The sequence below is a fragment of the Aeribacillus composti genome (assembly GCF_007827555.1).
Taxonomy (GTDB): Bacteria; Bacillota; Bacilli; order Bacillales; family Aeribacillaceae; genus Aeribacillus; species Aeribacillus composti.
This window is the reverse complement of record NZ_VISS01000006.1, coordinates 73,578-85,845: the sequence shown is the minus strand read 5'-3', so window position 1 is coordinate 85,845 and position 12,268 is coordinate 73,578. Positions and strand designations below refer to the sequence as shown.

11 protein-coding genes are annotated in these 12,268 nt (G+C 35.4%); 2 read left to right on the top strand and 9 right to left on the bottom strand.

Annotation, left to right across the window (positions count from 1 at the left end; genetic code table 11):
- Nucleotides 1-571 precede the first annotated feature (571 nt).
- On the bottom strand, nt 572-1,621 hold the full coding sequence (locus FB379_RS04920; RefSeq protein ID WP_063386325.1) for a DctP family TRAP transporter solute-binding subunit: 1,050 nt from the start codon (nt 1,619-1,621) through the stop codon (nt 572-574).
- 133 nt (nt 1,622-1,754) lie between these two features.
- On the opposite strand from FB379_RS04920, the gene FB379_RS04915 reads away from it, so the two are divergent.
- Together FB379_RS04915 and FB379_RS04910 are read left to right on the top strand one after the other, a co-directional pair.
- Entirely contained in the window at nt 1,755-3,332 is a 1,578-nt protein-coding gene (locus FB379_RS04915) for an ATP-binding protein (RefSeq protein WP_144597212.1), read from the top strand.
- A 21-nt stretch (nt 3,333-3,353) separates the two neighbouring features.
- Nucleotides 3,354-4,046 (top strand): response regulator, encoded by a 693-nt coding sequence (locus FB379_RS04910; protein WP_257790166.1) that lies wholly within the window; start codon nt 3,354-3,356, stop codon nt 4,044-4,046.
- 612 nt (nt 4,047-4,658) lie between these two features.
- On the opposite strand, the gene FB379_RS04905 is transcribed toward FB379_RS04910, so the two are convergent.
- From FB379_RS04905 to FB379_RS04870, 8 genes are all read right to left on the bottom strand, one after another.
- On the bottom strand, nt 4,659-5,606 hold the full coding sequence (locus tag FB379_RS04905; protein WP_066246910.1) for a sugar-binding transcriptional regulator: 948 nt from the start codon (nt 5,604-5,606) through the stop codon (nt 4,659-4,661).
- Between the two features lie 1,212 nt (nt 5,607-6,818).
- Nucleotides 6,819-7,571: an SDR family NAD(P)-dependent oxidoreductase gene (locus tag FB379_RS04900; RefSeq protein WP_066246911.1), complete on the bottom strand. Its 753-nt coding sequence runs from the start codon at nt 7,569-7,571 to the stop codon at nt 6,819-6,821.
- The gene (locus tag FB379_RS04895; RefSeq protein ID WP_158640165.1) at nt 7,568-8,263 is read right to left on the bottom strand and encodes an SDR family NAD(P)-dependent oxidoreductase; all 696 of its coding nucleotides are present in this window, start codon (nt 8,261-8,263) and stop codon (nt 7,568-7,570) included. The genes FB379_RS04900 and FB379_RS04895 overlap by 4 nt, the downstream gene beginning before the upstream one ends.
- 21 nt (nt 8,264-8,284) lie before the next feature.
- The gene (locus FB379_RS04890; RefSeq protein ID WP_144597208.1) at nt 8,285-9,310 is read right to left on the bottom strand and encodes a zinc-dependent dehydrogenase; all 1,026 of its coding nucleotides are present in this window, start codon (nt 9,308-9,310) and stop codon (nt 8,285-8,287) included.
- A 14-nt stretch (nt 9,311-9,324) separates the two neighbouring features.
- Nucleotides 9,325-9,753, bottom strand: coding sequence for a hypothetical protein (locus FB379_RS04885; RefSeq protein WP_133309084.1), 429 nt, complete (start codon nt 9,751-9,753; stop codon nt 9,325-9,327).
- A gap of 77 nt (nt 9,754-9,830) precedes the next feature.
- On the bottom strand, nt 9,831-10,115 hold the full coding sequence (locus tag FB379_RS04880; protein ID WP_066246917.1) for a PTS sugar transporter subunit IIB: 285 nt from the start codon (nt 10,113-10,115) through the stop codon (nt 9,831-9,833).
- 25 nt (nt 10,116-10,140) lie between these two features.
- Entirely contained in the window at nt 10,141-11,526 is a 1,386-nt protein-coding gene (locus tag FB379_RS04875; protein WP_066246919.1) for a PTS galactitol transporter subunit IIC, read from the bottom strand.
- A 54-nt stretch (nt 11,527-11,580) separates the two neighbouring features.
- Nucleotides 11,581-12,048, bottom strand: a complete 468-nt coding sequence (locus FB379_RS04870) for a PTS sugar transporter subunit IIA (RefSeq protein ID WP_144597206.1) — start codon at nt 12,046-12,048, stop codon at nt 11,581-11,583.
- Nucleotides 12,049-12,268 lie beyond the last annotated feature (220 nt).

Below are 12,268 nucleotides of genomic sequence, written 5' to 3'. Positions count from 1 at the left end.
GGCCAAAAATGAGAAAGGATCAGCACCTCCCTAGTCATTCTGGGAAACAGAAGCAGAAACTCTTAATAGATTCATTTTTGCTTTTCAACTACTCCCGCTTAAAGTCTAACGAGCTTGTCACTCCAAAGAAACGTAAACGGCTTGTTCTCCTTCCTTAACAGAGCTGGTTAACTACTGCCCAACGACTCTCATGCTTCAGTCGTAACTCCAACGATGACCATTTTCATAACCGATTGTCCATTTGTAACCCAAAAAAAAATCAAAACACAACGGGCGATAAACCATGAGATCGAGTTTCTTAGAATCATTCATTCGTTTCAAATAGTTACTGCCGATAAGCTGAAAGGTTTTATTTCAGCCATTCCTGTAAAGAAAGTTCAGCCGCTGTGATGTCCATGTACTTTATCTTACATCTTTCCACCGAATGCTCGTTGGACTATTTCTTGTGGTGTATCATGCGTAAAAATGGATGAGAGCGGCGAATATAACACCTCTTTTTTTTCTCTCAAATTCCATAAAAAAAGACTGCCGCCTCGCGGACAGTCCATTTTTTGCTGAAACAATGGCTAGTTCAGCTTGCTGCATTTCTTATTTCTTTTAATAGCTTTCCATATTTCGCTTCATATTCTTGGTAAAGCGGCACAAATCGTTCCTGCCATTTCTTTCGCTCTTTTTCCGTTAACGTATGAATATGTATATTTGGATTTTGCCTCATTTCTTCAAGCTGTCTTATATTTTGCTGTTTCGATTGCTTCATATTCCAAGCTGTCGTTTCTTCTATTGCTTTCATAATTTGTTTTTGAACGTCTTTAGGTAGCTGATTCCAAAATGTTTCATTGACCATTACGACATATCCTAAATAACCGTGATTGCTAATTGTTACATACGGATGAAATTGATAAAATCTTTTTGAATAAATATTCGAAATTGTGTTTTCTTGTCCGTCAAATGCTTCCTCTTCTAATGATTCATAAACTTGATCAAATGAGAGGGCAATCGGTTCCGCTCCTAACATGTTAAATTGTTTTTTTATGACTTTATTAGGCATGATCCGAAATCTTTGGTCTTTGAAATCATCCGGATTTTTCATAAACATTTGACTATTTACCATTTGTTTGAATCCATTTCCCCAAAAAGCCAGTCCTTTAAATCCTTTCGGTTCTAACATACTGAGCAGCTCTTCGCCAATTTTTCCTGTTAAAACCCTTTCAACATTATCATCGTTTTGAAAAATAAACGGTAAATCTAACACTTCCCATTCCGGAACCAATTCTGCCACGTTTGAATAGGAAGGAGCAATCATTTGCACTTTGCCTTTTCTTAAAGCTTCTATTTCATCTTTATCTGAATATAATGAACCGTTTGGAAACACAATCACTTTTACTCGGCCCTTCGTCTTTTCCTCGACCAAATCTGCAAACCTTTGTGCAGCCAAGCCTTTTGGCGTATCCTCCGCCACTACATGGCTGAAATAGATTTTAATTTGCTCTTTTAGCCCCTCTTGCTCATCATCGTAAACCGGTGGATCATTTTGAGATTGTATAATGATATTATAGGAAAATAACGCAAAGGCTAACCCGGCACATACTATAGCCAAATACCTCACGATTTTTTTCTTCATGATTCATCACACCATTTGTTTTTGATCATTTTAACATAAATTATACCAAGCATGCTCTTTCTCTAAAGTAAAGGAAAGCAAATCTGTGATAAAATAAAGCAAGTATGAACGTTTAGCTAAAAGAGGTTGCCTTATGAAGCGATTACCAATCATATGGAAAATAACAGGTTTAATTTTTATTATTGTCTTTTTATCGCTTTTTTTCGGAGGATTATTTATTGTAAACGAATATTTAAACCAAAAAGAAGAAGAGCTTAAACAGCAATCTATATTAGCTGCGAGGACGGTTGCGGCGCTGCCTGAAGTCAGAAACGGGCTCAATGGAAGCTTGAAAGATCGCCAGCTGATTCCTTCGATGATTGAACGTCTTCAAATCATTAACGGAACAGAATATATTGTTGTGCTCGATATGGATCGTACCCGCCTTTCCCATCCGGTCAAATCGTTAATCGGAACAAAATCGGAAGGAGAAGATGAAGGTCCTGCCTTTGCCGAACACACATATACGTCAAAAGCAAATGGAGAAATCGGCACTGTTATCCGCGCCTTTGTACCTGTCATGAATAAAGAACATAAACAAGTTGGAGTCGTCATCGCAGCCTATAAGCTTCCAAGCTTATATGAGCTGCTTGCAAATTTAAAATCGCAAATTTTTTCGATTTCTTTTCTTGTCTTACTATTAGGCGGTTTGGGGGCCTGGCTCCTGGCAAGACATATAAAAAAGCAGATGTTTCACTTGGAGCCTTTTGAAATAGCTAAAATGCTAGTTGAACGGACTGAAACATTTAATGCTATGCACGAAGGAGTCATTGCCATTGATAAAAATGAACGTATAACTATTTTTAATGACCGTGCCAAACAAATGATGGGCATTGAAGGAGATGTGATCGGAAAGCCGATTCGTGACGTTATTTCCGACACCCGACTCCCGGAAATATTAGTAATTGACCGTCCTATTTATAACAAAGAATTGCAGGTAAGGAATCTAAGCATTTTAAGCAATCGCATCCCGATCAGAGTGAATAACGAAACGGTCGGAGCTGTCGCCATTTTCCAGGATCGAACTGAAATCAAAAAGCTTGCAGAAGAATTAACCGGAGTGAAAGCTTTTGTCCACGCGCTTCGTGTTCAAAATCATGAACATATGAACAAATTGCACACGATAGCAGGTCTCATTCAGCTTGGACATAAAGAAAAAGCGTTAGAATATGTATTCAAAATAACGGAAGAGCAAGAAGAGCTGACAAACTTTTTAACTGAACATATTAAAGATGAAAGCATATCGGGCCTTTTACTCAGCAAAATCAGCCGGGGCAAAGAGCTCGGAATTAAAGTAGTCATTGACAGAAACAGCCATTTGGAGCGATTTCCAAAAAATATCGATCATAACGACCTGGTGATCATCATTGGGAATTTAATTGAAAATGCTTTTGATGCCTTTCAAGAGTCGACTGATCCTGACAAAGAAATATTCGTCAGCATCGATCAAAATAAAGAAATTTGCACGATATTAGTTGAAGATAACGGTTCTGGCATAGACGATTCTGTATTACCGAACATTTTTGAAAAGGGTTTTTCCACAAAAAACAAGCAAAATCATGGAATAGGCTTATATCTGGTCAAACAAATTGTTGACCGAACAAACGGTCACATTCAGGTTGAGTCGCAAAAAGGTATGGGAACTACATTTATCATCACATTTGATATGTAAAAAACAAAGGGGGCAAAAAATTTGAACAAAAAAATTAGTGTATTGTTGATTGAAGATGATCCCATGGTTCAAGAGGTGAATAAACAATTTATCCAAAAAGTCGACGGCTTTACTGTGATTGGAATCGCAGGGAACGGAAAAGAAGGCATAGAGCTTGTTCGAGAATTGAAACCTGAACTAGTTATTATAGATATTTACATGCCTAATCAGGATGGATTAGAAACGCTTAAGCAAATCCGGTCAGAGGGTCATTCCGTAGATGTCATTGCGATTACCGCTGCGAGAGATATGGAAACTGTTCGCCGTGTCCTGCAAAACGGCGCTTTTGACTACATTATGAAACCGTTTAAATTTGAACGGCTCCAACAATCATTAAAAAACTATTTGCTTTATCATAGCCAGCTGAAGGAAAAAGAAAAATTAACGCAAAAAGATGTAGACACTATGTTGTTAAACAATAAATTCAAGAACAAGCCAGAGGATCCAGACCTGCCTAAAGGGTTGAACCAAGTAACACTTGATAAGATCATCCGTTTCCTCCAAAATCAAAAAGAACCGATTTCCGCTGAAGAAGTTGCGGAAGGAATCGGTATTGCACGCGTTACTGCACGAAGATATTTAGACTACCTGGCGAAAATCAAAAAAGTCTCAATCCATGTTCAGTATGGCAGCATCGGAAGACCTGTCAATCGATATATGTTTCATTCTGATTAAGCTTGGCTAGAGGTGAAAAACAAACGAAAAAATCATTGAGCTGGACCACTTTTCTCATTTTTAAATTGCTAGGACAAATAAATGCTATGTTGGCTTTATCAGGGGAACAGTCATCGCACGTTGAATACTAATGGTGTCAATTTTCTCTTACGGACATTTTCTTTTTTAATCGGGACATAGAAAGGCTTTCGAACCTACATTATGAGTTCTCAATAACAACGATTATTCTAAAAACGAGTTCAGAATTTTTCGCCGACTTTGCCTTTCAATGCGTTGAATTTTCAACTTTTGCCTCTCCTCCCTTGCTTTCCTTCAACCTATTGTCCGCTCTTTATCTGTTCCTTCGCCATTACCATTTTCAACTTTGCTTTTAAATTTTTTACCCCACTTTTTTTAGTGGAATAACTGCCTTGTAATGATCCGTTACAAAATGCCCCATGCTAAACAAAGACGCGTGATTTTTTTAAGTAAGCGTCGACGTTTTAAATCGGCAAAATATTTCAGCAAAATCAAAAAAACTCCAACTTCAAAACTTAAGATTTGAGAGTTGGAGCATAGTATTTTTATTTAATTTTTCTATAAATCGGCCCATGGGATTGAATTAACAGGGTATTACCAGTTTTCAACAATTGCTGCAGCAGTCTGTTCATCGATAATTAAAACATTTATAAATCCACCGTTTAATGCAGCTTTTATACTTTCAAGTTTGTGTATCCCTTCAACAACAGCAATTACTTGATTAATTTTTTTCAGTTCTGTTAAAGTAACGCCAATTACTTTGTTCGTAAAAGAGTCGATAATAACATTTCCAAAATCATCAAAAAAACGAAATCCGATATCTCCGACTACACCGAGCTTGCGTAAATAATTTAAATCTTCATCACTCAAATAACCTAACTTCCGCAATGTAGATGACCTATGCGGGTTACCAATTCCGATGACTGCTATATCGACATTTCGTCCTTCTTCAAGCACTGCTTCTATATCCTGCATTGCTAATAATCTTTCTTTTAATTCTTCTGTCTCTACAATCGCAGGAGCGTATAAATAAGAGCATGTACAATTTAACTTTTTTGCCAGTTCATATGCCAGTTGATTTGCATGAATTTCAACGTATTTTCTTCCCATACCACCTTCGAGCGGAACTATATGTATATCTTCATTACGTACATATGGAAATTCCTTTACAAGTTCGGCAAGTGTAGTTCCCCAGGAAATTCCGAGACGTTTTACGTTTTTTAAATTTTTAGAAAGATAATAAGCACCTGCTCGTCCTACTGCACTCTTTACCAAATCAGGAGTTAAACCTACAGAAGGAACAACAACTGCATCCTTTAAATTAAAATATTTTTCCAGCTTCTGTTCCAATTCAACTGTATGGATACTCTCATCTTTTATATATATTTCAATAATTCCTGCTTCTTTTGCCTTTTGTATCATTTTCGAAACAATCGGTCTAGACACGCCAATCTTTTTGGCAATTTGCTCTTGTGTCCATCCTTCTGTGTAATATAAAGTCGCTATCTTGACAAGTTGTCTCCTTTCTTCCCACGTTAACATTTCTTCACCTCTTTATTTAACCATCAGCATTGTTAAAAATAACTTATATTAACTAACCTTTGACTTAAATTAATCTTATTCCTCAAGTTGTTATATTCAAAAAATTTTGTAATATTTTTAAATATATGGAAAATACATGGTCTTTAATCAGTATAAAAAATCCTTATAATTAGAATTTCTAATTATAAGGATAATTCCCATGGATAAGGATAACACAAAAAACACAACAAATGAACTAATAAGTAAAATGAATAAGCAAGAATTTTCTGAGTTGTTCAATTTGATTCATCAAACACGTTAAGAAACTAACGGCCTTAAGTTTCTACACTTGAGTTAGATAGCCTAAATGAAAAGCATACGAAAGATCTAAAATGGGGAATGGTGAAAGTTGTTGCCAGAGCTGAGAAGGACTATTTCTGCAAGAAAAAAAGCAGAGTGTGGAGTCAACATTAAAAATTTGCAATAATATAACTCAACGATTCAGTTATAAAAGGCTTGACATGGAGCCGCTGCAGCTTAATTCTTCCAACAATCACCAGTTAAAACAGTTAAACTTTTATTGCCTTCCTCCATGTAAAGCCCAGTGTATATCACTGCATAAGCACTTTATTCCTCTCCACACTTTTATATTGAAATAAACAAAGGACTTTTCCTTTATTCAATTTCTTTAATCAAAAAGGTCAAACACAAAAAAGAATCCGCCATGTTTTAACAACAATTTAACGAAGGTGAACTGGGACCATCTAGACTATTTAACTATCATTCCCCTTGTTTCCATATAAATTCTTATTAATCTTTTTTATTATTGTATTTGATAATTGAATTTTGAGCCACTCCGATTACATACTTGTGAGTCACTTCGAAATTGGCAAATGGTAAATCTGGAGTGTCTTGACATGGAGCCTCCAGAGGCATGATTTCACTCGAAACGCGACACATCAAAGTGTTTCGATAGGCAACAAGCCTATCATGCCTCTCACTCCATATCAAGATGGTGTTTTTAGATGGAAATGGAGTGGTTCACGTTTTCATGAGCGAAGTGGCTCAATTTTATGTGAGCAAAAACAATTATGAACGAAAAACACATATAGCTATTGTTTTTTGAACATAAAGTTGCCCCAATACAATATTGACCATTATTTTTAAGATGAAAAAATGGTTCTTGTAAAGCTCAAGAAATAGATGATCAAGTTCAAAACTAATCAAGTGAACTTAACCGCTTTTTGGTCTAAATGTTCTCCCGCCATCTGCAATAATGATTTGTCCATGAATATATGCTGATTCTTCATTAGACAAAAAATTAGTGAGATTTGAAATATCAGAAGGTTTACCTAGTCTGCCTATCGGAATTTCTTTTTTTAGAGTATTTTTGGATCCCTCTGAAGGATACAAGCGGTCAAGCATGTCCGATTCAATTACACGAGGAGCAATCACATTTATGTTAATTCCTTCTTTACCTAGCTCTCCTACTAAAGATCTCATAAATCCAAAAGCACCACCTTTTGAAGCAGCATAATGGATACCTCCGCCTGAACCGGTTATGGCAGAACCAGATCCAATGATTATAATACTACCCCCATTTTTATTTTTCATTAATGGCAACACTGCTTTTGTACTGAAAAAAAGTCCATGTAAATTTACAGCTATTGTTTTTTTCCACGATGCCCAATCAATATTCAAAAAAGAAACTTGTTTCGTAATCCCTGCAGAATAAACAAAAATATCAATCGAATTTAAAGTTTCTTTAACTTTTGTCATCATATTTTGAACGCTTTCCCAGTTCGATACATCTACTTCAAAACTAAAAATGTCATTTGGTCTTCCGCTTTCATTGATTAGTTGATCAAGTGCTTTTTTATTAATATCAGCTACTGCTACTTTTTTTCCCCTTCCGGCAAAGTCTAAAACAATCTGTTTTCCAATGCCCGCCGCTCCTCCAATTACCAATACATTCTCTCTATTCAATGAATATTTTCCTCCTCTCCAAGGAAAATTATTTCGCCTTTTAAATGTGTCGCATATGGAGAGCATAAAAACAAAACTGTGTTTGCAACTGCTTTACTGAGAGAAGACAATGATGTTGATGTTTGAACGATATCAGGAGAAATGCTATTTACACGTATTCCAAATTCACGGAATTCCCTAGACAATCCTTTAGTCATTGAATTTAATGCGCTTTTCGACGCTGCATAATGGGGGCCGATTTCACCGGTGACTGCCGCAGTTGCTGAAATGTTAATAATGTTTCCCTCCCCAATTCTTAGCATGTGTGGAATCACTTCCTTGCTGCATAAGAACGGAATATCAAGGTTGAACTCCAATGTTTCAATCCAATCCTGTGGTTCTAAATCCACAATGGTTTTCTTGGATAAAACGTGCATATTATTGACCAAAATATCAATCTTGCCGCTACTCTTTGCAATTTCTAAAATAACATTTTGAACCTCTTTCGGGTTTCTTAAATCATCGGTTATGACCTTTGCTGTTCCGCCGAGTGAGGAGATTTCTTTAGAAATTTGCTCAATTTTGTCCTCCTCGTTAAAATGATGAATCCATACCTCAGCGCCAGATAAAGCAAGTGCTAAACATATCTCTTTCCCAAAAATAAAATTACTTCCAACCACGATCGCAACTTTATTTTTTAACTTTATTTCCAAAGGATTTTTCACCACCATTTATTACGATTTAATCAATACTTTTAGGACATTCTCTTTAGTACTGTGTGCACATTGAATGGCTTCATTCAGCTGTGATAAATGGAAACGATGTGTGATCATCTTATCCGCTTCTACAACACCCATCTTAAGTAGTTGTAATGCTTTATCGTAATTATATGGATTGGATGAATAGGAGCCAACAAGTTTAATTTCGTCTTGAAAAAACCTATCCGCCCGTAATGGGACAAGGTCCCTCTTAAACGGAGCAAATACTAATATTGTCCCACCTTTGCCTACACATTCCATTGCTTCCGTCAACAGATGATTAACACCAGCTGAAATAATAACTACATCTGCCCCTTGGCCATCTGTTATTTCCATTATTCTGTCCCTCACATGTTCATTCTTGCTATTTATGATATAGTCCGCACCAAATTCTAATGATTTGTTTAACCGAAATGGGTTAATATCACTTACGATTACTCTGTCAGCTAAGAAATATTTTGCCAATTGAATTTGAATGCACCCTATTTGACCTGCCCCCATTATAAAAACTGTATCTCCAGGATTTAATGCAATGGACTCAAATCCATGCAAACAACAAGCAACTGGTTCTACAAAAGCTCCTGTTTCAAAGCTCATAGCAGATGGCAATTTTCCCATTGTATGTTTTACATGAACAGCAGAGACTCGAATATATTCTGAAAAACCACCAGGATCTAGATTTGTTGCTTTAAACTGAGTACATAAACTGTAATTTCCTCTATTACAATAATGACAGGTGAAGCATGGTACATGATGGGCAACAAAAACACGATCTCCTTCTTCAAATTGTGTAACATTTTTACCAACTTGTACAATTTCCCCTGCTACTTCATGCCCTAATACTGTATTAGGCGGTACAGTTCTATCGACTACTTTATGAATATCAGTTCCACATACACCACATATCTTCATTTTTAATAGAATTTCATTTTCACCTATTTGAGGAATTGGTCTTTCTTCATACCTTATATCCTCCCTATCATAAAAGACAGCAGCTTTCATATTGATCTCCTCCACTAAAGTACGCGAGCACCTCTATTTATTAATTCACTTAATAATTCAGAGTAACCGTCCATTTTATATGAAATCCAATATCTTCCGCCAAATATTCGCGGGTTACCTATGCGAATGTATATTTGGCCAGCAAAATCATATTTTTTTATTTTCATTTCATTTTTAACTTCACTCCAATCATATTTATGCTGTCTGCCAAATCCTTCAAATAAAATTCCTTCTTTCGTTACCGTGATAGAAGAAGGAAATTGTAAACCAATAACGGAGGATAATATTAAAAAAGGCATAACAACGATTAATAGTTTATATAATTCATTATGTTCATCAATAAGATAGCCATATATCCCATAACCAAACAAACCAACCATTAAAATCAAAGGAACAAAATTTTTACTGCAAACCATCCATTTACTATACCTATACTTTTTCATAACAACCTCCGAATTGAAAGAAGAGTTAGATTTCTTTTTTAAGGAATTTGAAATCTAACTCTTTTTCCTGATACATGTTACTTGTTTAAATATTCAATAATTTTGTTAATATCATCATCAATCCCAACACCCGTTAAAAAAGAGACAGTCTGAATAACTGGCACATCCCCAACATTACTTACTGGTGTTGTCGTAACGATTACATCAGCATTTTCAGCTTTTACAGGCACTTCTGCAGCCTTGCATTGTTCAACAGCTACATTGAATCCTTTATTTTTTAAAACTTCTTCAATCTTTTTGGCAACTACAGTAGAAGTGGCAACAGCTGTTCCGCAACATACTAAAATTTTTTTCTGTGCCAAATTTATTCCTCCCTCATATTTTTTGCTATTCTATATTTTTATTATTCTCTTCCAAGATTCCCATTTCCTTTGCGAATTGCTTTTTGATATCATTTCTCACCCAATACCAAATCAACCCATATAGTACTGCGCATATAATTGCAGCAATAAAATAAGGATTTGTTGGGTCCAGTAAACGAACGATGATCCAAGGAATAACATGAGATCCTAAATCAATACCAGAAATCAACGAAGCTCCCTCAGGAAAATCAAAACCTACTGCTCTTCCCATTGTTGTTGCCAATTCCGCTAAATTCGTTGCTATAAAAAGAACAATCATGATCGTAATGATAGCATTAATTAATCCCCTAACAATATTTCCTCTAGCTGCTGCTACAGCCCAAATGACGGTAAAAGGCAGAACCGCTAAATCTGTAAATGGTAACATTTGATTGTATGGAAGAATCACGGCCAAAAGAATCGTTATAGGAACCATAATTAAAGCTACTGCCATATTTGCTGGATTACCAATTACAATAGCAGCATCTAATCCAATATATACGTTTTTTCCAGGAAATTTTTTATTAATGTAATCTCTTGCGCCTTCAGAGATAGGGATCAGCCCTTCCATAAGGAGGGATACCATCCGAGGCAAAAGAACTAACACAGCTGCCATTTGTACGCCAAGTGTTAAAATTCCCTTTAAATCGTAGCCTCCAAGGATACTAATTAGCATTCCTAAAATTAGCCCCATCATCAACGGTTCCCCAAATATTCCAAATCTTTTACTTAAAGTTTCAGGATCTGCATGAATTTTGTTAATTCCCGGTATTTTGTCCAATATTCTATTTGTTGCGTAAGTGATTGGGGCAAAATTGACCGTTTCCGAGTGTGCTAAAGACACGCCTTTTAAGCCAAAATGGTGTTCAACAGCTGGTGCTGTCCAGTCGGCTAGTTTTAATGTAATCGCAGAAACCACTAAACCCACAAACAATGCAAGTATCATATTGTCATAAGCATAATAAGTAACAGAAGCTGCAAAAATTAAATGCCAAAAGTTCCAAATATCAACATTTAAAGTTTTAGTAAAATTAATCGACAATAAAATAACATTTAAAATTAGTACTAAAGGAATCATAAGTGGAGCGACTGGAGTACCAAATGAAATAGCTGCACCTATCGGCCAGCCAACATCTAAAATTCCCAACTCCAAACCAAGTTTTTTGACCATTGCCTCTGTAGCTGGACCTAATGAATTAGTTAAAAGAGTAATGACAAGGTTTACTCCAACAAAACCAATTCCAATTGTCAAAGCAGCCCGAAATGATTTTTTAAATCCTTGTTTTAAAATCAATCCGAAAATTGTCATTATGATAGGCAACATGATGGATGGTCCTAAATCAAGAATAAAATCAACAGCTTGTTTAATCATTTCACCCACCCCCTGTAATAAATAAGGTATTTAAAACGCTTACATTTTAAAATTTTATAAATTGAATTTATTATCTAATATTTTGTATATTTCAGCTTTTTCCCTAGCATTTTTTAATTTAAACATTTCATCATTATTTTGAAACATTTCCATCAATTTTTCTAACATTGTTAACTGCTTACTAGGATCTTTAATTGCTAGTATAAAAACTATTTCTACTTCTACAGATTGAGATGGATTTCCCATCATTTGAAAAGTCACAGGTTCACGAAGAACTGCAACACCAACAGTTGGAATGTTAACATGTTCGGGATCCGTATGTGGAATCGCTACCCCCATATTTTCAAGAGGTAAACCAGTAGAATATACTTTTTCCCTACTTAAAACAGCTTTAAGAAACGATTCCTTCACATAATTCTTTTTTTTCATTTTTTCAAACATATAAGTAATTACATCTTCATTCGTTTTTTTGTCGACATCCAAGCAAATGATATCTTCATCTAGATGTACAAACTTCTCCATAAAACCATCTCCCTATTGCTTTATAAGGAAAGACAATCATTTGGAACATTCTCATCCCCTTTCCAAAAGTTCTTTAATATTACATTTGTTAATAATATTTTAAATTGTTCGAATTATCGAGTCAATACTTTTTAATTAAATTAGAAAAAATAAGAGCTTATTTACAAATTTGTTTTACTAAATGTTAATTAGTATAACAATTGTAAATAAGCCCTTTTTA

Excerpts from the sequence above, each read along its gene's own strand:
- FB379_RS04920 (WP_063386325.1), bottom strand. The coding sequence starts at position 1,621 with ATGAAGAAAAAAATCGTGAGGTATTTGGCTATAGTATGTGCCGGGTTA.
- FB379_RS04915 (WP_144597212.1), top strand. The coding sequence starts at position 1,755 with ATGAAGCGATTACCAATCATATGGAAAATAACAGGTTTAATTTTTATT.
- FB379_RS04905 (WP_066246910.1), bottom strand. The coding sequence starts at position 5,606 with ATGTTAACGTGGGAAGAAAGGAGACAACTTGTCAAGATAGCGACTTTA.
- FB379_RS04890 (WP_144597208.1), bottom strand. The coding sequence starts at position 9,310 with ATGAAAGCTGCTGTCTTTTATGATAGGGAGGATATAAGGTATGAAGAA.
- FB379_RS04885 (WP_133309084.1), bottom strand. The coding sequence starts at position 9,753 with ATGAAAAAGTATAGGTATAGTAAATGGATGGTTTGCAGTAAAAATTTT.
- FB379_RS04875 (WP_066246919.1), bottom strand. The coding sequence starts at position 11,526 with ATGATTAAACAAGCTGTTGATTTTATTCTTGATTTAGGACCATCCATC.
- FB379_RS04870 (WP_144597206.1), bottom strand. The coding sequence starts at position 12,048 with ATGGAGAAGTTTGTACATCTAGATGAAGATATCATTTGCTTGGATGTC.